This is a genomic window from Acinetobacter sp. YH12049 (assembly GCF_013419875.1).
Taxonomy (GTDB): domain Bacteria; phylum Pseudomonadota; class Gammaproteobacteria; order Pseudomonadales; family Moraxellaceae; genus Acinetobacter; species Acinetobacter amyesii.
Genome location: NZ_VOZH01000012.1, coordinates 1 through 20,737, shown reverse-complemented (window position 1 = coordinate 20,737; position 20,737 = coordinate 1). Strand labels below are relative to the sequence as shown.

At 43.2% G+C, this 20,737-nt stretch carries 13 protein-coding genes; 8 read left to right on the top strand and 5 right to left on the bottom strand.

The features are described 5' to 3' along the window. Window positions 1-108: 108 nt before the first annotated feature. Together FTU05_RS06915 and FTU05_RS06910 are read right to left on the bottom strand one after the other, a co-directional pair. The gene (locus tag FTU05_RS06915) at window positions 109-3,879 is read right to left on the bottom strand and encodes a UvrD-helicase domain-containing protein (protein WP_180164722.1); all 3,771 of its coding nucleotides are present in this window, start codon (window positions 3,877-3,879) and stop codon (window positions 109-111) included. After that, entirely contained in the window at window positions 3,876-7,661 is a 3,786-nt protein-coding gene (locus tag FTU05_RS06910; protein WP_180164720.1) for an exodeoxyribonuclease V subunit gamma, read from the bottom strand. Before FTU05_RS06910 ends, FTU05_RS06915 begins: the two co-directional genes overlap by 4 nt. A 179-nt stretch (window positions 7,662-7,840) precedes the next feature. On the opposite strand from FTU05_RS06910, the gene FTU05_RS06905 reads away from it, so the two are divergent. Further along, window positions 7,841-8,362, top strand: a complete 522-nt coding sequence (locus FTU05_RS06905; protein ID WP_180164718.1) for a hypothetical protein — start codon at window positions 7,841-7,843, stop codon at window positions 8,360-8,362. 136 nt (window positions 8,363-8,498) lie between these two features. On the opposite strand, the gene FTU05_RS06900 is transcribed toward FTU05_RS06905, so the two are convergent. Further along, window positions 8,499-9,917 (bottom strand): phosphate--AMP phosphotransferase, encoded by a 1,419-nt coding sequence (locus FTU05_RS06900; protein WP_168377973.1) that lies wholly within the window; start codon window positions 9,915-9,917, stop codon window positions 8,499-8,501. Between the two features lie 205 nt (window positions 9,918-10,122). On the opposite strand from FTU05_RS06900, the gene FTU05_RS06895 reads away from it, so the two are divergent. From FTU05_RS06895 to FTU05_RS06865, 7 genes are all read left to right on the top strand, one after another. Then, window positions 10,123-10,836 carry a hypothetical protein gene (locus FTU05_RS06895; RefSeq protein WP_180002883.1) on the top strand — a complete coding sequence of 238 codons (714 nt, stop codon included), beginning with the start codon at window positions 10,123-10,125 and terminating at the stop codon, window positions 10,834-10,836. A 226-nt stretch (window positions 10,837-11,062) separates the two neighbouring features. Continuing rightward, the gene (ubiE, locus tag FTU05_RS06890; RefSeq protein ID WP_078192823.1) at window positions 11,063-12,007 is read left to right on the top strand and encodes a bifunctional demethylmenaquinone methyltransferase/2-methoxy-6-polyprenyl-1,4-benzoquinol methylase UbiE; all 945 of its coding nucleotides are present in this window, start codon (window positions 11,063-11,065) and stop codon (window positions 12,005-12,007) included. 16 nt (window positions 12,008-12,023) lie between these two features. Continuing rightward, a complete protein-coding gene (locus FTU05_RS06885; RefSeq protein ID WP_180147084.1) occupies window positions 12,024-12,692 on the top strand; it encodes an SCP2 domain-containing protein in 669 nt (222 codons plus the stop codon). An 18-nt stretch (window positions 12,693-12,710) separates the two neighbouring features. Beyond that, window positions 12,711-14,330: an AarF/ABC1/UbiB kinase family protein gene (locus FTU05_RS06880; RefSeq protein WP_180164716.1), complete on the top strand. Its 1,620-nt coding sequence runs from the start codon at window positions 12,711-12,713 to the stop codon at window positions 14,328-14,330. Window positions 14,331-14,441: 111 nt separating this feature from the next. Continuing rightward, on the top strand, window positions 14,442-14,849 hold the full coding sequence (locus FTU05_RS06875) for a hypothetical protein (protein ID WP_180026788.1): 408 nt from the start codon (window positions 14,442-14,444) through the stop codon (window positions 14,847-14,849). Window positions 14,850-14,955: 106 nt separating this feature from the next. After that, on the top strand, window positions 14,956-16,035 hold the full coding sequence (locus tag FTU05_RS06870) for a patatin-like phospholipase family protein (protein ID WP_180002876.1): 1,080 nt from the start codon (window positions 14,956-14,958) through the stop codon (window positions 16,033-16,035). 72 nt (window positions 16,036-16,107) lie between these two features. Further along, window positions 16,108-16,422 carry a hypothetical protein gene (locus tag FTU05_RS06865; protein WP_078189807.1) on the top strand — a complete coding sequence of 105 codons (315 nt, stop codon included), beginning with the start codon at window positions 16,108-16,110 and terminating at the stop codon, window positions 16,420-16,422. A gap of 70 nt (window positions 16,423-16,492) precedes the next feature. Here FTU05_RS06865 and FTU05_RS06860 read toward each other — a convergent pair whose 3' ends face one another. Both FTU05_RS06860 and FTU05_RS06855 read right to left on the bottom strand, forming a co-directional pair. Then, window positions 16,493-18,673 (bottom strand): SulP family inorganic anion transporter, encoded by a 2,181-nt coding sequence (locus FTU05_RS06860; RefSeq protein ID WP_180164764.1) that lies wholly within the window; start codon window positions 18,671-18,673, stop codon window positions 16,493-16,495. A 235-nt stretch (window positions 18,674-18,908) separates the two neighbouring features. Then, window positions 18,909-20,555 carry a DUF2075 domain-containing protein gene (locus tag FTU05_RS06855; protein ID WP_257230095.1) on the bottom strand — a complete coding sequence of 549 codons (1,647 nt, stop codon included), beginning with the start codon at window positions 20,553-20,555 and terminating at the stop codon, window positions 18,909-18,911. Window positions 20,556-20,737: the final 182 nt, after the last annotated feature.

The window sequence follows — 20,737 nt, the reverse complement described above, 5'->3', positions numbered from 1 at the left end:
GCTGTGCTGACAAGGCTTTTTGATCATTTTCCACACAGTTATCCTCAAACTTATCCACAAAGCAACTTATTGTTTCAGCGTGAATATTTTTATCTTTTTCGTGCTTTTTCACGTTTTAGCCACAACCTTTTCGCTCAATATTGCATCGAGGTTTTGAATGAATGTATCCGCCGGCTTCCAGTGATATACTCCACGATCGGACTGTCCATCCATACCACGAAGATACAGATAACTCGCCCCACCCAAATGCTGCGTCATATCATAGTCTTTCATCACGGCTTTCAAATAACGATGCAGGGCCACCAAATATAATGCAGCCTGCAACCAGTAACTGGAATGACTCATACTTTCTCGAATATAGGCATGATCATAATGTGCGGTCTGATCGCCTAAGAAATTACTTTTATAATCGGCAATGTGATAGCGCTGACCATCAAAATACACCAAGTCAATCGACCCCGTCAGATAGCGTGCTGTAAACACATCATTCAAATCTTGTATTTGTAAATCTGGCTCTTTTAGGCTTTCAAATAGCATGCGTATTTTACGTATCGCCAATGCACGATCTGCCATACTCAAATGAAAATCCATTTCCGAACGATATTCGCCATCGTTTAACTGATGCAAGCTAAAACCATCATGCAATGGTGTATGAATAATTTGACTGTACCATTCCCGCATTTCTTCAATCAGTTCAGCTTCATCTTGCTCAGGGTTTGCCGTTTGCCCGAACTGTTTCATTAAGTTTTGCAACATTTGCGGCGAATCAAACTCAACATCACTATGAAAACGTGATGCGATGGCTTTGGCCAACTTCTCTTCTGGGGTGCTAAATCGAACTTTTTCCATCAATTTATGCAAGAAACTTCCGGGCTTGGTTCCCTTTGGAAAATGCCGTTTAATCCAGCTTATTTTCTCTGCCGTTTCTGCTTCAACGATTTCAAGCTGTTCAACTTCATCGGCAGCACTGTCTTCCTGTTCGTTCATTGCCGCTGCCAGTTGGTCACGTTGTATATGTGTCTTATGTGCCGTACGCGTGAGCGCGGTAAAACTGGTGGTTTCCCGTGGATAAAAATGGCTGTTGGGAATTTCTTCAGCGTCTAATACAACAGTTTCAACCTGAGTCTGAGTCAAAATTGGTGGTGCTGCACGCAAAACATCAGCATCCACACTTTCTGCATGTTGGAACAGATCAGGTTCGCTTCCACGCCAAAAAGTCAGTCCTGAACGCGCTTCTGCCAATTGTTTCTTTTCTACTTCATGATGACGTAGCACGGCATAGACACGATAACTGGCACGGGTCAACGCCACGTACCACAAGCGATGATGCTCTGCTTCATTGCGCGCATCATTTTGTTGAATATCATCTTCGGGTAAGTCTGAAGACTTCACGGCAATCACACGTTCTAACCCAAGGCTTTTTTGCTGATTGTCTTTAAGGGAAAAATTCAAATTGCCTTTTTCACTTAAGCCCGCATTTGCTCCCAATAAAAACACACAACCAAACTCTAAGCCTTTGGATGCATGAATCGTCATCAGTTGCACCCCCAATTGCCCGGTCAATTTTCGCTCTTGGGTGCTTTCATTATTGATGCCTAAATTGATTTGGCGAATAAACCATTGATAGAGCTTATGCGCACCGGTGTAGTGTTCACTTTGCTGACTTAATAATTCTGCGATATGGCGTAAATTCACCACTGTGCGTTCATTATCTCGACTTTGTCCAGCCACCAACCGCGTCCACACCTGAAAGACCGTCATACAGCTATTCCACGCGCTGCGGAATCCTTGCTCATTCCAAATTTGTCGGACCTGTTCGAGTTTTTCGATGATTTCACTCAGTCCATCCGCTTGCTGTTCGAGTGCGACCAATTGTTTCAGATCAAAACCCAATAAACGGCTCAGTAGCGCACGTTTCACCTTGGCTTCTTGATAAGGATTTAAAATCGCCGTCAGCAAAGCGGCAACGTCTTGTGCGACGGAACTTTTATAGACACTGTCCCGAGATGCTTTATAACAAGGAACGCCCAGCTGCAATAAATATTGCTGTACTTGCTCTAAGTCGAAATGGTTTTGCCCCAAGACCGCAATATCGTTTGCTGTCAGTGCTCGCTGGGTATTATTGTCTTGAAAATATAAATGTCCTTGCTGAGCTTGGTTGAGCAAGGACTGAATCTGCCAAGCCACTTGCTCTGCTTCATTTAGCGTTTCATCCAAAGCCAACCAACGCAGCGGTTGTGGATTGACTTGCTCATGATCAATCAGCGGCGGATGCTCACGCTCACCTGCTTGAATCGGGGTGTATTCAACTTGCTCACCAAAGTCCATTTGCCGATGAAACAAGGCATCCACCACTTCAACCAAGTTTTTGACTGAACGATGGTTTTTGTTCAAGGTATAACAACGCCCACCCTTGGCTTGAATATCATGACGCGCTTTACGATAGGTCAGCATGTCACCGCCACGGAACCCATAAATCGCCTGTTTGGGGTCGCCGACCATAATCATACAACCCTGATGTAAGCGCTCCTTGACCCGCCAAATGCTAGACAGCATGTCATCTTGATCTTGGTTGGTATCTTGAAATTCATCGACTAAAATCAGCGGATATCGTGCTAAAACATGAGCAGCAAAACTGTCTTTCCCTGCGGCTGAGCTTTGCTGTAAGGCTTCCGATAAGGTCCGAATTTGTTGTGAAAAGGTGGTTTCCCCAGCGTGGGACAACACTTGAGGCAAACGCTTTTTAACTTCCTGCGCCAAATAAAAATTTAGATATTGTTCTGCTTGATTGATATGTTCATAAGCGCTGAGCACCGCTCGGAGTTGTTGAACAAAAGCATGTTGATAAAATTCTTTTGAGATATCCGGCTGTTCTTCAACGACTTTGTCTTTAAAGACACGTGGCTTAAATTCAGTTTTATTCGGATCATAAAACAATGAACGAATGGCTTTCATTGTCTGTTGTAACACATCGGACTGAGTCAAAACCCCTTGGCTACCCGCTGCTTCAAAGTGCTGTAAAAACTCGGGAATGCGTGTATTAAAGGTAACAAAGAATGCACCTTTATTAAAACGTCGAGCGTCCACCAAGTTTTTATAATGACTTCCTGCATCAAAACACGCTGCAAGCTCTACACGAGCGGCAGGCAGCATTTGCGCAAGCTGATGACACATCGCTTCAAAATGCGCCAAAGCATTTTCGGGTAATTCAGGGACGCGCAAATCCACCGATGGGAAATTTAGACTTTCCTTTACCACGCCCAGATAATATTCAGGACCTTTCAACTGATGATTCAACATCAAATATTCAATCAAATGTGCAGGCTGCTGCTGGATCCAATCTCTTAATAAATCATGAATGATCCGTTCAATATGCAGGTCTTCATCATCACTGATTTGCACCTGTTCGATACGACCACTTTCAAAGGCAAATTCACGTAATAACTTTTGACTAAAGCTGTCTAAAGTTCCGACAAAGAGTTCTTCATATTGTTGTAAGACCACGTTCAGACGATTGTAAGCATAATCTAAATGATGCCCATGATCTTTTAGCACTTGCTGATACAAAGGGTCACTCAAACTTTGCTGAAGTTCGGCCAACTCATTTTGAGGTGCCGCGAGCAGGCCATAAATAAAGTCACGGGTTTCTTCAATCCGCAGTCGTACCCGCGCTTTGAGTTCCGCTGTGGCTTTACGTGTAAAGGTGGTGGCAATGACCTGATTTGGCATATAGCGATCGAGAAAAATCCGCACCATCAGACTGGAAAGCGTATAGGTTTTCCCTGTACCAGCCGAGGCTTCAATCCAGTGCAGCCCCGTAAAGCTCATGTCTGCAATCGGGTTGGTGGACATTTTCATCGTTTGCTGTGGCATATTCATTTTTTCACCTCAGGCTTGATGACATTAAGTTTTTTTAGGCCGTCATCTGCCTCGGTATCCATCACATGATATAAACGTTCTGCATAATAACGACAGGACAATGCCAGAAGCTCATCTGCCGCTTGTTGCTGTAAAATAAAAGTCCAATCACGATGGTGGCTATTGGCTTCATTCGATTCCAACTCCACTCCACCAAAACTATGATTTTTCAGCCATTCCTCTTGAAGCTTTGCAAAATTATCTGGCATGAGTTGGCCTGTTTCATTTTCCACCCAAGTGCATTTTTCTTGGCGAATTAAGGCAGCAGGCAGCACCACTGGACGTTTTTGTGCATGTTTCCACATCGCCACCCACTCACTGAGCTGCAGCTTGGCTTGTGCAGAGCTTAATCCACAACAGACTATGCTTTTATCATTACAAATCACTTCACGACGATACGCAGCGCCCTCATCCCCTAAGTCTAAATAGCTCAACCACAGTAGATATTCGAGCCACGTTTGCGTCTGACGCTTAGGCTTTGCCCCTGACGCCATACAGCTCAACCAATGCATACTCTGAGGGTCTTCAGGCACGGTGATGCTCAGTATCAAATGCGGTTCAAGCTGTAGGTTTTGTAGGGTGGTCACGGTTACACAACGTCCATCTAAACGCTCTAATAACTGTGCCTGCTCTTGCAAACTGAGCTTCCAAGTCGCTATTTGGCTATGTCCCACAGGCAGTACATCTTGGAACAAGGCCATATCGGGTTCAGCTGAGGTCGTAGAGTTCTGATCCTCTGTTTGATCGACACGAGAGGCAGGCTGCATATAATGCTTTTGCAATAAGTCACGGACATGATATTGCTGTAAACGGTCCAGCAACAAAGGCTCTTGCTGCGGCAATTGGTCACCAGTATAGACACTGGCCACGCCAAGCGTTTTCAAATATGCACGGGCAGGAAACACCACATCTTTAATCCATTCCTGACCATCTAATACCCGTACTTCTTGCTCATCATGCACAGGATAATCACGGTTAATCCACGATTGGCGTTGTCCCGACTGATCTAAAATATGTTCCGCCACAGCAAACCATTGATCTTTATATCGTAAGTTTTTCGACTGCTGAAAACCCATCGGGTCAAAAGGCTGCAAAGGATAAATATGGTATAGCGGCTCGAGCTGCTGTGGAATGCGTAAGCCATCCAAATCCAGCATGGCATCATGGGGTTGGTTCAATTGCTGCGGCTGAATCATCCGTGCGAGGAACTGGCTAAATTCATATATCACAGAGGATGGCTCCCGACTTTCACCATCATTGACATCAAAGCCATTATAGAAAATCCACAAGGACTGTCGGGCAAATAACAAGGCATCTAGAAATGCACCTTTATCATCTTCCAAACGAGAGCGATCACCCAAAACCGGTTTAAACACATCCATCAAATCAAAAGGCACTTGCTGATCACGACGCGGAAATTTGCCGCTATCCATGTTCATTAACACCACCAATGAAAATGGGACTTGGCGGATTTTCCCCATGTCCGCAAAGGTCACTGATCCTGTCGGTTCGATCTGATCGGCAGAGCTATCGATGCCTTGTTGTATTTCTTTGAGCAGCAAAGATAATGGCAAATTAAAGCTGTTTGGGAGCGACTCAACTTTATCACTTTGGGCATTATGCAGACGTTGCGTCATCGCACGCATCACACTGCGAATGGTTTCAAATGCTCGACCACTGGCTTCCACAAAAGGCTTTAAATCTGCATCTAATTGTTGCAACCACACTTTGACAGTCTGTGTGCTGAGATTCGGATTGAGCCAATCTCGACGCGCACTGATATCTCGGTAGATCTGAATTAAAGTTTGAACCAACTCAAAATCACTACTCGACACCCCTGCAAAACTTAAGGTGTCCTCAAATACGGCATGTTGTGGTATCGCAATTCCTAACGCCAAACGGTCTAATGCAAATTTAAAGGTATAACGATAATCTCGGTCTTGCTCGGACAAATAAGCCAACATGTGCTGTTCGTCTAAACCACGACGGAAACCAGCTTGAATCAGCAGTTCCATCATACGTTCCATTTGCACATGGTCGAGCTGATACAGTTCTTGCACCGCATTCAAATTCAGCCAATCATGAAAATCTTCTGCGGTAAAACGACCTTGACTAATTTCAATGCGTCCAACAAAGGCTTGCCATGCATTTTGAATATCTTGACTGACCACCCCTGCAATTTTGACTGGGATATAAGGTAAATCCACAGCACTGCGACCCATGCCTCGAGTCGTCGAAAAGACCGTCCGAATATGCGGTTCCAGTTCTTTTAAGTTTGGCACCAAGACCAAGATATCACTCGGATGGCGTGGCTCTTGTTCCGTGCCATCGGCCAACCAATGCACCAACTGTTCACGTAAAACCTCTAACTGACGCAGGCTAGAATGACAGACATGAAATTGAATCGATTCATCTGCCCCCGCGAGTGCATATTGATGCTGCTCGGGTTCTTCTAAGGTCATGATGTCATATTGAATTTGAGCGAGCAGTGTTGTCGGCTCGGTGTCTGGAAAAATATCTTCCCAGCCTTCGCCACCAGACATATTCACCAATAATGCAAAGTTATCCCGCGCACGCTTGCCTAAACGCGTCAGTAGTGAATGCTGTGATTCACGAAATTCGGCATTGGTCGTACTCAGATAGGCCTGAATTTGCGCTGTGCTGACATTGGGATTTCGCTCAATATAACGCTGTTGTAATTTCAAGTTATAACGATCTTTCCAAACTGGATCGACCATGTCTGCCCAATACTCACGCGATGGGTTGAAATACAACAAATGTACTTCGGTATACGCCGCCAAGCGATATAAAAATTTCAGTTGTGCAGGTGGTAATTCTAAGGTCGTAAAAACAAAAATTTGTTCAGGCAAACCGTTATAGGTTTGATGACGCTCATCATCATCGCGTTCATCATCCTCAGCATCCAAATCAAACTGCTGCTGCCGATTTTGCTCAGCACGCGCCAAGGCAAACCAAAATTTATTGTCTATTTCCTGACGGTCATTAAAGTCTTTTTGGAATACTTGATGCCATAACCAACGCTGCCAATGCTCCAGTTGTCGAGCCTGAGTCGGTAAATATTCATCAGCTTGTTCAGGTTTCAGACCTGTGAGTTGCATAATATTTAATGGCTGGTTATGACTCCACGCTTTTAGCCAGTCGGTATCGCAATGTGGACAAACCCAGTGCTCAACACCTTCATCAGGGGTATGAATACAACTGCCACGAAAGGCCATGTAGTTGGTAAAAAGCCGAGTGACTTGAGCAGCGATCCAGTACAACATTTCTTGGCGCTTTTGCTCACGTTTTTTTCGATCTGAGAGTTGTGCTGTGCTGTCAAAAATACGCTGAACTAAGGGCTGCACGTCTGTCGGAATCTGAGCAGCATCAAACTGATCAGCTGCAATAAAACCGGCTAAAGCATTATAAATACGCCATTGCATAATCAATGGCGGCATGTTGATACCTTTAATTCGCTCACGGTCTTGTTTGTTCGGCAAGGCCCAATCGTAGGCTTTCCACTGCAACCCTAAAATTTTACGATGATGCTTAATATTGGCACTAATACTGATTTTTTCAGCAACTTGTTTTTCTAACCATGCTGCAATGGCTTGATCGGGTACCACGATATGCCGTTCTTGCAAGACAGATAATGCATTAGTCGACTGATTTGATTTCAATTTTTTGATTAGACAATCCACCAAAACTTCGATTCGTTGACTTTGAATTACATGTATTGCCATGGATTACCTTTACAGCCTGAGTGACCAACTACTACAAAACAACAATGATTATTTACTATACATCTTGGGCTGTCTATGCGACTTTGACAAGAGAATAGATTGCAAAAAATGCTTTTAAACAAGTATCTTAATGATACTTTATGAGAAAAAAACCAATCCAGTATCAAGGGTATCTGCTTATGAAAATTGATAACATTCCTGATTCCATCGACCCTAACTTAAATCTGGACATTATTCGCGCTGAATGCTTAGAGCTCGTCAAAAAACGTGCTTATTTTTCAGCAGGTGCAGCTATTATTCCTGTGCCATTTTTGGATGTGGTGATTGATGTCGGAATTTTGTCACAGCTCATTCCAGAAATTAATGCGCGTTTTGGTTTAGCGCCAGATCAAATTAGTGTGTATGACCCGAAAACCAAACAAATTCATTGGACAGAACTGCGTAAACGTGGTGTCGAATTTTCTGGTTTAGTGGTTGCACGAACCGCCATGAAAAAATCGCTAAATAACATTGCAGCAAAATATATTACCAAACAAGTGACCAAATTTATTCCATTAGGTGGACAATTGGTGGCAGCCAGTTTGGGTTATATTGTGATGAAAAAAGTCGCTGAAACCCATGTAGAAGAAAGCTACCAATTGGCGAAGCGTATTCAACAGAAATTTCCGAACCAACCTGTCCTAACGCCGAACAATGTTTAACGGCGATATCTAGCGCATCAACATCGTTTATAAATCAAAGTGATCTAAACCATAGATCTAAAGATTAAGTAGATCTGAAAATGAGCTAGTTTTGAAAATGAAAAAAGCCACGAATATCGTGGCTTTTTTCATGCATTCAATCTGCTTTCAATTGCGCTAAGATCGTCTCTAATACCTGTAAGCGCGCACTATGTTTGTCATTGGTCGCGATCACATGCCACGGCGCATATTCTGTATCCGTACGTTGCAACATATCTGCGGCAGCTTTGAGATAGTCATCCCAACGGTCACGATTCCGCCAGTCATCTGGAGTAATTTTAAAACGCTTATGCGCGGTTTCTTCTCGAGCTTTAAACCGTGCAGCTTGCTCATCCTTTCCTATGGCTAACCAGAACTTGATAACGACCGTTTGACTGTCATATAAGTCCTTTTCAAAACGGTTGATTTCATCATAGGCCCTCTGCCATTCAACCGTATTGGCAAAGCCTTCAATCCGCTCAACCAAGACGCGACCATACCAACTGCGGTCAAAAATCGTGATTTTCTCTTCAGGGACAATTTTATTCCAAAAGCGCCATAAGTAAGGACGGCGTAGTTCATATTTTTCAGGTGCTGCTATGGTATGAATTTCATATTCGCGTGGGTCTAACTTTTTAACAATACGTTTAATTGCTCCGCCTTTCCCTGCGGCATCCATCCCTTCAAACACGATCACCACGTTGCGTGAATCAAAACGTAAAGCTTCAGCCACCTTACGGCTTAATTTTTTTAATTCTTTTTTATAATCGGCTTCATCAGCGACGGCTGTACTTGGCTCCAATAAAGCCTGTGGTGTTTTGGCTTGTTTCCAACGCCCTACCGCTTTAGTTTCATGTGTTGGACAATGTTTTAAAGTGCGTAAAATATACTGTGCAAATTGCTGATCACGGACTTGCTCATCTTCACAGTCGATAATGATCCAGTCATGACTAAAACGCTGACGTAAACGTTGCAAGTTGTCATATTGTTTTTTATTGCGCCAATCTAAACCATGCAATTTATGCCAACGCGCTTCACTCGGGTCCATTTCATCCAAACGTTTTTGTAAAGATTTCCAAGATAAATCGAACCAGACCTTAATCACATCGACATGATTATTTTTTAGGTCTTGTTCATAGGCTCGCATGTTCTCGACATATTCATCAAATAAGGTTTCATCCAAAGGCTTCGACACATGCATGGCGGTACTGAGCAAATCACTGTACCAGTTTCCAAACATCACCATGATTTGCCCTTCGGCAGGAATAAACCGTGCATAAGACTGCCAAAACGTTTGTTTTTGATTAAACATGATCGGGGCATCCGCTTTCACCATTAAGTAGCGTGGATCGACCCATTCGCGGAGCTGTTTGACAGCCTCTCCCTTACCCGCAAGCTCGATTCCACTCACTAAAATCAACATGCTTTTGGCATTGGGCTGACGGCTGGTATTTTTCAGTTGATACTGCGCTTCAATCAGCTCAACCGAGAGTTGTTCTTCATCCATCAATTGAAATTCTGTTTCTTTTAAGCTCATGGCGGACCCTTGGTTTTATTCTGTTTTGAGTATAACCATGCCCTTCACCCCACAACAATGCTTTCATGTATATGCTGAAATGGAAAATATGACCGTTTCTGCAACAAACTGACTCAGATTGACCTGTAATTTCGTCACTTTGTCATAGCCCTAAGCTCCAACACCCACTAAGATTCAAACATCTAAAAAATAATTGAGACACTCAATGTCCAAACTTGCAGTATTAGATGATTTACTTGAACTGTATTACCAGTTGAACTACCACAAAAAGCCAGAAATTTTACAGCGTTTACAAGATGTCCAGCAGTGGCAAAAACAACGTATGCAACGCACACATGCCGTACAATTTGCTGAAAAACACAATGTGCTGATGTCTGAATATTTTATTAATCGTTTATATGGCGGTCCTGATTTTGATGCATTAGCAGCACAAATTGCTCGTCTCACGCGCTATGCACACAAAGCTGAAAAATTGATTCCAGACAATGCCATAAAGACTGGTACTTCGGGCGTTCAACTTGCCATTTTAGCCGTACAGCTTGATGAACAAGTGGCCATGCAATTATTAGAAGATTATCCATCCAATCTGCCCTTAACCGATGAAATGATGCGCCAGACTTATCTTAAGCTCGATCAGGGCAAGGACCGTATGTTACAGCTGCAACTATTGGACGATTTAGGTCGTAATTTAGATAAATATATGCGCTCATTTATGGTCTATACCGCCTTTAAGATGTGCAAAGGTGCAGCAATAAAATATAACTTCGAAGTGATGTATGACTTTATGCAAGATGGCTTTCTCGCAATGAAACCACTTAAGTCAGCAGAAAAATTTGTGCGTGAATTTACCACTGTAGAACGTCAAATCATTGACCGTGTACATGCTGGAGACCCGAACCCGTTTCAGCCTGCGACCTAACAAAATTATCATCCCCATTCAGCCCACATTTGATATAAAACAAACAGGGCGTTCAAGGCTGAATTCAGATTTTTTATAGGGGTTTTGCAAAGCAATTACAGCAGCCCCTTATTTTTTCTGTATATTATTCACAACAAATGCAAATGACTGCTGTATAACAACAGAGAATCTGTCATCATGCTTACAAAGTAACATTAACCCTATTTATAAGTTAGGAGTGACTCTAATGTCTAACGAGAATCAAACGCCTGTCCCTACACCTGAGTCGGCACAAAATACAGACAAAGCGAGTCCATTCTTAACTGAACCTTTACCACAAGGGACAGCGCAAGGTCAGCAACAATCTTTAGAACAACGTCTGACCGACACACCTGTGACAGGTTCAGTACCCAAATATAATCTGCCACGTGGCGCGAACACAGGTAATGTTGGGCCAACCACACACTTTGGTTATCAGACCGTGAGCAGCGAAGACAAAGCGCAAAAAGTCGCGGAAGTTTTCCACTCAGTGGCTGCAAAATACGACATCATGAATGATTTAATGTCATTTGGTATTCACCGTCTATGGAAACGTTTTGCCATTAACATGTCAGGTGTTCGTCGCGGTCAGCACGTGCTTGATATTGCAGGCGGTACAGGCGACCTTGCCAAAGTGTTCAGCCGTGAAGTTGGCCCGACTGGTCATGTGGTGCTTTCAGACATTAATGAATCGATGCTCAATGTCGGTCGTGACCGCCTAATTGATGCTGGTTGTACCAATGTCGATTTCGTTTTGGCCAATGCTGAAACTTTAGAACCTTTTGCTGACAACAGTTTTGACCTATTGACCATTTCATTTGGTCTACGCAACGTGACTGACAAAGATGCTGCACTAGCTGCAATGTACCGCGTACTTAAGCCAGGTGGTCGTTTACTGATTTTAGAATTCTCTAAACCGGTATTTGAACCATTCTCAAAACTGTATGATTTGTACTCATTCACTGCATTACCGATCATGGGTAAAATCGTAGCGAATGACTCTGAAAGCTATAAATACCTTGCAGAATCGATTCGTATGCACCCAGACCAACGTACGCTTAAAGGTATGATGGAAAATGCCGGCTTCCAAAACTGTGATTACCACAACTTAACGGGTGGTATCGTAGCTGTACACCGTGGTTTCAAACTTTAATACTGCAGGCTGAACTATGTGGTCGATTCTCGCACTTGGTGCAGTTGAACGCTTAATTCATCATGTCATTGATTTGGATGCTATTACTCGCATCCAACTGAATGAATTGCAAGGCAAAATGCTTCGTGTGGTGATCGACTCACCACAATTGTCGGTGGATGTGTTTTTTGACGATCAGAAAGTTCGCTTAGAACCGACGCCAACAGGACATACTGAAACTGCATCCATCTTTGAGCAACGCCCTTTCGAACAGCATTCAAACATAACTGAAGCAACGGCGACCTTACATGTCAAAACAGTCGTCGAGCTCCTTAAACTGCTGTTGGCTGAAGATGTTGGCAATATCCCATTGCAAGGTGATTATCACTTATTGCAGGATATCCAGCGCATTATGCAGCAAGCTGAGCCCGATTTAGCTTCGCATCTAAGCCCTTGGATTGGTCCAAGCCTTGCGCATGAAATTGGTAAGTTACAACTTGCACCCAAACATCTCAAACGTACTTTACAAAGCCATTTGTTCTTTGCTGAAGACGCGTTAAAAGAAGATTCAGGCTTGCTTGCCCCACGCTGGCAAATGGATGACCTGAATCAAGACACCCGAATTTTGAATCAAAATCTGGACCGTGCAGAAGCAAAAATTCAGCAGCTGCACAGCCAAATTGACTCATTACAAGACAACACTTAAGACTAGGTAATTGCATATATGATTCCGCACGTTTCACGTTTACTCGACCTTTGGCGCATTGCTGCGCACTATAGACTCGACACGTTGTTTCCTGCGGAAGAATTACCGGAAAAAGCCCGTCATATTCTTTCTCTCATTCGCATGCACCCTGCGGCATGGTCAAGCCGCGAGCGAAAAAATCCGCTCAAGCTCAAAGAAGCCATGGAAGAGATGGGCCCGCTGGCCATTAAAATGGGGCAATTACTGTCTACCCGTCGTGATTTGATTCCACCTGAAGTTTTACAGCAATTGGTGCTTCTACAAGACCGTGTAAAACCTTTTTCAAATGACGTTGCCAAAATGCGCATTCAGGAATCACTCAAAGCCGATGTGAATACCTTATTTGCACGCTTTGACGAGCAACCATTAGCCGCAGCATCTATTGCACAAGTGCATACTGCTGCCCTGCATGATGGTCGCGAAGTCGTGGTGAAAGTGACTCGCCCGAATATTCGCAATCAAATTCTGCATGATTTTGAAATATTAGAGTGGCTTGGTCAGTTCCTTGAAAAACGCCTAGAAGCCGCTCGTGCCCTGCATCTGTCCGAAATTATTCAGGACTACCGTCAAATTATTCTCAATGAATTGGATTTGACTTTAGAAGCGGATAACACACGTCGTATGCGTCATTACTTCACCGGTTCAAGCATGATGTACGTGCCTGAAGTCTATATGGACAGCCGTGATGTCATGGTCGAAGAACGTATTACCGGTGTGCCGATTTCTGATATTGCGACCTTTGATCGCTTGCGCATGGATCGTAAAGATTTAGCCGAAAAAGGGCTCACCATTTTCTTTACCCAAGTGTTCCGCGACAACTTCTTTCATGCAGACATGCATCCGGGGAATGTCTTCGTCGAAACCATCAATCCAAGCAATCCACGCTTTATTGCCTTGGACTGCGCGATTATGGGTGAGCTTTCAAAGCACGACCAAATGACCGTAGCACGCATGCTGCTTGCGGTTATGAACAGCGACTTTATGCAGCTGATTCAAATCGTGCATCAAGCGGGTTGGATTCCACCGGGTACAGATCAAGATGCATTAGCACGTGAAATGCGTCGTACGGTTGGCCCGATGGTCTCTAAACCAATGCATGAATTGGACTTCGCCGGCATCCTGATTCAAGTGATGGATATTGCGCGTCGTTTCCATTTAGAGATTCCGCCACAATTGATGTTGCTGCTCAAGACCTTGGTCCATGTTGAAGGTTTAGGAACTGATCTCTATCCTGAATTGGATATTTGGAGTTTGGCAAAACCAATCCTCACCGATTGGATTAAAGTGCAAATGAATCCGCAGAAAAACTTAAAAGAACTCGGACAAAAAATTCCAGACTTACTTTTAGGTGCGCAAGATTTACCAACGCTGATGATCGACAGCCTGAATGGTTTAAAAAATCAGTCGGCTTGGCATGCTAAACAACTCAATGAACTGCAAAGCATGCGCTTGCAAATGGAACATCAGCAAAAGCGTAGTTGGGTCTTTGGCAGTGTTATGGCCATCTTCCTCTCCATTGCGATAATTGCGCCATGGTACGTTTCCATCGTATTAATTGCACTTTCAAGCTTACTTGCCATTTGGCGTGTGTTTAAATAATCTGTGTTTAAATGATCTTGATGTATCCATAGCTCCTTTAAGCCTTTTGACAATAAAAGGCTTAAAGCCATAAAAACAAAAAATTCAAAAATTTAAATAAGGCTGAACGCCATGTCATACAGTTATTTAGGGGTACTGTATGGTCGAAACCCTCTCCGAGCATGTGCAACGGCCTTGCTGTATAGTTTTTCGACCCTGCTCGATGTGTTGGTTCAATTAAATATGCACATGCCTTTTCTAAACTGGCAACCGACAGCCAACACCACCCTGTATCGGATGCAGCATAGCGCTACATTTTGGTGGATCATTCTCTTTAATGCACTTCCCTGTTTATTCCTACTTTGTTTGCCACAGCAAAAGCTGATGGCGGGGTTAAATTATTGGTTATTAGCTGGGGCCGTGATTTTTATCATTAACCTATTTGCTTGGGCGGTCTTTCCAATGGCGACATGGGCAATCGTCTGCCTCAGTTTGTTTCAATTGCATCGGCATAACGAACAACTATTACAGCATTCCTGAGCGACGCCCTGATATGACTGAGAAGTCATTTGTCGGAAGTTTCAGCCATTGGGTCTGTGCAAAAACGCACTAGAATAATTCTACGACTGTATTTTAAGCGACTACCATGACTCAAATTTTGCAAAAAAGACCGCCTGCGCTCAATATCCGTGCTGGCCATTTAGCCCGCCAACTGATTGAACAAGAGGGTTTAAACGCTGCTCAAGTGGATATCCTGCCCGGTGCTGCGGGTGGTCCGAAAGGCATTGGTATTCAAGGTTTAGATCAGGCGATTTTTGCTGACTTTTTGCCACGCGCGCAACAAAAGCGTACTTTAATTGGTTCATCGATTGGCAGTTGGCGCTTTGCCAGTATTGCTGCTTGGGGAGCCATTGAAGGGACGAAACGCCTCTCTGAGCTGTATACCAATCTGAGCTTTCATAAAAAGATGAGCCGTCAAGAAGTCAGCGATGTGTGTCGTGGCATGCTGATCGATTTGATTCAAGGTCAAGAAGCGGCACTGGTTAATCACCCGGATTATCACCTCACTGTGCTTTCAGTCAAAGCTCAGCATATTTTCCAAAGTGATAAAGCCCTGCCTCTGTTAGCCTCTGTCGCAGGGATCGTGGGCACGACAGCGCTCGCACGTAAACACAGTCGTTATTTCATGCAGCGTGTAATTAGTCAGCCTGTGTCAGGTCATCAATTTACCGTGGCGGATGATGGCTTTACCACGCATTACCATGCATTGACTCAAGACAGTGTCATGCCGTGGCTTATGGCTTCTGCATCTATTCCCGGTGTCATGGCCGCGATACGTGATATCCCTGATGCGCCACAAGGCAGTTACCGCGATGGCGGCCTGATTGACTATCATATTGACCTACCCTTCCAAAGTCAGGGCATCGTGCTGTATCCACATTTCACGGATAGCATCACCCCAGGTTGGTTTGATAAATTATTTAAACGCCAAGCCAATCCTGAAAATCAGGCGCGTACCCTGTTACTGTCACCTTCACAAGAATACCTTGCAAGCTTGCCGCTTGGCCGACTGCCTGACCGTAAAGACTTTACCCTCAAAGGCTTAGACAACCAACAACGCATTAAAATGTGGAATCAATGTGTGGCTGAAAGTCAGCGTATGGGCGATGAGTTTTTGGAGTTGGTTGAAAAGCAACATTTCCCAGCAGTCATGCAAGCACTCTGAGCGTTACAGTAATCTCTTGCGAGGGACGCTATAATCCTATTTCAAAATTTTGAGCTTATTTAGTATAGATTTATGCGGATATTTTTAACTGTTTTGCAGTATGCCTGCATCGCTTTTGCACTTTTCCTTGTTTATCAAGTGTCAACCGCCTTGATCAGCGGCCAATACGATTTAATGGAAGTGGTGGCAGATGTTGGTACGATTTTAATTTGTATCGATTTGGCGGTGTTTTTATTTACCAGTAATGCAAAACAAGGCATTAGCATCGAAGACTATGCGAAACAATTGGAACAAAAGCCGTCAAAATTGGTATATGTGACCCGTAAATTGGGACATTTCGGTATTTTGCTGATCATTACCAGTTGGATCGTACCGATGATTCGCTAGTGTATTTTAGTTCAATAAAAAGGATCATCATGTGTTCATGATGATCCTTTTTTATGTCATCAGATTTTATTTATCCGAAGAAATTAACCCGTCCAGTTCTTACATCATACACTGCACCAACAATCGCCACTTTACCTTCTTGCACCAATTGCTGTAGCACTTCACTATTTTGCAAAATATAGCGGATGTTGTAATGCACATTCATTTGCGTCACTTGCTCTAAAAATGCCGGACTCAGCGTTTGTGGTTGCATCAATTCGGCAACACGCGATACAGACTCATTGAGTGGCCCCAGCACATATTGAATATGCGGCATACGCGTCAGGCTCTGTATCGATTGACCAGCTAAATACAACTGACAAGCACTGCTAACCGCACCACAGTCCGTATGACCAAGCACTACGATCACTTTGGCGCCTTTGGCTTCGCAGGCAAATTCCAATGAACCCAAAACTTTTTGCCCCGCGACATTCCCCGCTATGCGCAAACTAAATAAATCACCAATTCCAACATCAAAAATCATTTCAGTCGGCGCACGAGAATCCATACAACCTAACACTGCCGCAATCGGATGCTGCCCTTCTTCTGCGGTCACCCGCAGTTGACGATAGATATCTCGTTGCAAACGCTCATTTTGTACAAAACGTTCATTGCCTGCTTTGAGCAAAGCGAGCACGGCCTCTGGCGTCAAACGTTGCTGTAAAGCTGCGGTACTGATATCTATATCTAATGCCGCCTCCTGCGCATCGGCATAGTGTGCCTTGAAACCAATCAACTGTACTTGCACTTTACGCTGCACAGCCTTTTCCTGTTGGTACTCTTGAATGAGTTGGAAAATATCAGCATCCATATCACTCACATGTGTGGCATCAATCACCACTTGTTCACCGCGATGGATATGTTCCAATGCCGAGATTAATGCCGACCGGTTGAGAAAACTGACTTGTGAAGGCAATTCAATCCGTGTAATCACCCCATGTAAATGATGCTCTTTATACACCTTCAGCCCCTTATTAAAATTGGCGTATAAAATGAAGGCCGCACTACTGGCTAAACCAATCAAGATTCCGAGCAATAAGTCTGTGAATAAAATCGCCAATAAGGTAATAATAAAAGGAATAAATTGTTTCCAACCTTTTAAATACAGCTGTTTAAACAATTTGGGATGTGTCAGTTTAAAACCTGTGAGGATTAAAATTGCAGCTAATGCTGAAAGCGGAATCATGTTCATCAAAGGCACTAAACACAGCACAGCAAACAAGAGCAACACGCCATGAAAGATTGAAGAACATTTACTTTTAGCTCCAGCACTGGCATTGACCGAACTACGAACAATTACTGAAGTCAGCGGCATTCCGCCTATAGCACCCGAAACGACATTGCCGATGCCTTGCGCCCATAACTCTCGGTTAGGTGGTGAAGAGCGTTTATGCGGATCTAATTTATCTGCTGCTTCTAAATTTAATAAGGTTTCTAATGACGCCACGACCGCCAAAGTGATAGCGCCCGTATAAATCAGAGGATTATTTAAAGCGGTCCAATCTGGAAAGATCATCACATTTTGTGGCTGATCCCAAAGGTTTGGAAGTTGGATGAGGTTCGATGGATGAACTGCCAAAGGTGACCCACTAAGCACCAACACAGCATTACACAGTGCAGCAAGAATGACAGCAACCAAGGCCGAAGGCAAAACCCACTTTTTGCAAGGGCTCTGCTCCCATAGCAACATCAGCACAAGGCTACCGATACCGATCAGAACGGCACCAATATCCCATTGCAAATCGAGCGGCTGTGACTGCCACAGCACAGACCATGAAAATTGGTTCAAGCCAAACAAATAAGGTATTTGACTCCCAATCAAAATCAGCCCGATAGCTGCCAACAAACCCAATATGACATTGTTCGGAATAAAGTTGGCAAAGAAACCGAGCTGAAATATGCCAAATCCAATCTGTAAAATACCGGCAAAAACAATACACAATAAAAAGGCGGCATAGTTGCCGCCGAGTAGTTCAAGCTGTACCAAAATGACTGCTGTTAAACCTGCTGCAGGCCCTGCAACACTGATATGTGAGCCACTCAGTGCCCCAACTAAAATACCACCGACAATGCCGGCAATAATACCAGAGAGAATCGGTGCGCCAGAAGCCAATGCAATGCCGAGACATAGTGGTAAAGCCACGAGAAATACCACTGTTCCAGATAAAAAGTCGTGAATATGAAATCGATATCGTTCAATTTTAGATGTCATCATTTTACCGTTTATAATAAATATCAAATAATTAGATGTAAGTATGTAAAGCCTAAAGTTTGTGACCACTTTATGGCGTGACTTATATATTGTCTGACAATCGAACGATTCTATAGTGTGTTTTGATACGTAATTTGTGTGATTTTTACACTTTATTGCGAAGTTTAAGATTCAGCTCATTTATCTTTGATAGGCCTTAAAAGAAATAAAAAAACCTCCCAAATGGGAGGTTTTTTTATAGCGTATTGAAACCACATTGCTTCAAAAAATTATACGTCGAATCATAATATTTCTTGGGACGAGTCCAGTCACTGTCATCTACAGATGGTATATACAACACCATACCTTGTCGCGCCCGAGTCAGTAGCACTCGATATGCATTTAACAGGTATTTCTGCTTTTCAGTTTGCCTTATATTTTGCCATCGACTACCTTTAAAGGCTTGAAATTGCCAATCTTGATCAAAATAAAAATTAATATCCCATGCCACGCAACTGTAATCTATTTCCAAGCCTTGCACATCAAACTCAGTTGCAATATCTTCCAAATAATACGCAGAACGTACATCTGTATTTGAATTCAAAAACCAATCTGCAGGTGTTATTTTATTCTTTACATCAATACCTTCGGCTTTTAAACGTCTGGCACCCGAACTAGCAATAACCCCAAAGCGCTCTGAACCCTTAGCCTTTCTTTTTAACCACTGTTTAGCAACATTAAAATCACGACAAAGCAGAATAGGATAATCTTGGGACATCATATGGTAAGTTTCTTTCGCGGACTTTGCATCACCATCTAATACATGTTGAATCAAATGTGAAACTTGTTCGCTGCGAAATGACCGGACAGAAACAGCAAGATGTAAATCTTCCTCATTTTTTCCATTTTTTTGAACCCAGAATTGTTGTTTAGGATCAGTTAAATAGACTTTATCCTGCAAAATTTTGTTAGAAAAGTAGATCTTCCATTTCGGGTATTTATGTTCTAATGCTGATAGCCATTCAGAAACACCTGCTTCTCCAGTGTTAATCTCCTGCCCACCACCAATCAGGCAAACAACGACACACCAATCAGCGTGGCGATCCATAACACTAATGAGAAACTCTGGTTCAGACATCGAAAAATTATCAATACCTTTTTTCTGTTTCATAAAGTTTGAAACCTGATCCTTTTGCCAGGCCCTTTGAGCTTCATCAAAAATAACGACTTTTTCGATTGGCACCTCATTTGATTTCAAATAATGATCTCTAAAATGATGAATATTTTGTATAAAGGCTTTGGCTTCACGTTCTGCCTCAGATCGCGTCTTTTTTTCTGTTTGTTGCTTAGCAAGTTCCACGGTATTTCGAACCAATGCTTCACGTAAAACATCAACTAAAGGACCATTCCCAGATAAAAATACAGAATGTTCTTGTTCATTTGTTTTTAAACGCTGGTTCGCAATATTAAGACCGGCCAATGTCTTTCCTGCACCAGGTACACCCGTTAAAAAACAAATCGTTTTTTTATTTGTTAATTTTGCATCTTCAATAATTTGTTCGATTTTTTTCGAAGTGATCGCTAAATTTTTTGCACCGGCATCACTTCTAGAAATTTCATCCACTGTATGACCTTGATATAACGCCTGAGCTGCTTCAATAATTGTGGGTGTTGGTTTATATCGAGACTCAACCCACTGTTTGATATTAAGTTGCGTAAGACCTGCAAATTGATAAAGCGCTTGTTCGATTACAATCCGTAAATTATGGGTGTTACAGCATAAAGTATCTTGATAAGTGGATACCGCTGACCATGACTGTTCACAACTTTGAGCTTGGGTTGAAATTAAAAGTGGTATGACCTTTTGCTGATGACTACCTTCATGAAAATTCAACAAATCCAAACAATAATCTATGACCTGAGTCTTAGCATATTGTGGGTAACTCTTTTCACCTACTTTGACATACTCCCACCACCAAGCTAAGAGCTATGGTGGGGGAATCTTTGCGACCCATGCAATCTTAGAGATTGCACCTTTCGATACCGCACTGCGCTGACAGTATGGCGGTACAGGAACTCTTTATA

Coding starts and splice junctions, on each gene's coding strand:
- FTU05_RS06875 (WP_180026788.1), top strand. CDS start 14,442: ATGTCATACAGTTATTTAGGGGTACTGTATGGTCGAAACCCTCTCCGA.
- FTU05_RS06880 (WP_180164716.1), top strand. CDS start 12,711: ATGATTCCGCACGTTTCACGTTTACTCGACCTTTGGCGCATTGCTGCG.
- FTU05_RS06885 (WP_180147084.1), top strand. CDS start 12,024: ATGTGGTCGATTCTCGCACTTGGTGCAGTTGAACGCTTAATTCATCAT.
- FTU05_RS06915 (WP_180164722.1), bottom strand. CDS start 3,879: ATGAATATGCCACAGCAAACGATGAAAATGTCCACCAACCCGATTGCA.
- ubiE (WP_078192823.1), top strand. CDS start 11,063: ATGTCTAACGAGAATCAAACGCCTGTCCCTACACCTGAGTCGGCACAA.
- FTU05_RS06870 (WP_180002876.1), top strand. CDS start 14,956: ATGACTCAAATTTTGCAAAAAAGACCGCCTGCGCTCAATATCCGTGCT.
- FTU05_RS06905 (WP_180164718.1), top strand. CDS start 7,841: ATGAAAATTGATAACATTCCTGATTCCATCGACCCTAACTTAAATCTG.
- FTU05_RS06900 (WP_168377973.1), bottom strand. CDS start 9,917: ATGAGCTTAAAAGAAACAGAATTTCAATTGATGGATGAAGAACAACTC.
- FTU05_RS06910 (WP_180164720.1), bottom strand. CDS start 7,661: ATGGCAATACATGTAATTCAAAGTCAACGAATCGAAGTTTTGGTGGAT.
- FTU05_RS06895 (WP_180002883.1), top strand. CDS start 10,123: ATGTCCAAACTTGCAGTATTAGATGATTTACTTGAACTGTATTACCAG.
- FTU05_RS06860 (WP_180164764.1), bottom strand. CDS start 18,673: ATGACATCTAAAATTGAACGATATCGATTTCATATTCACGACTTTTTA.
- FTU05_RS06865 (WP_078189807.1), top strand. CDS start 16,108: ATGCGGATATTTTTAACTGTTTTGCAGTATGCCTGCATCGCTTTTGCA.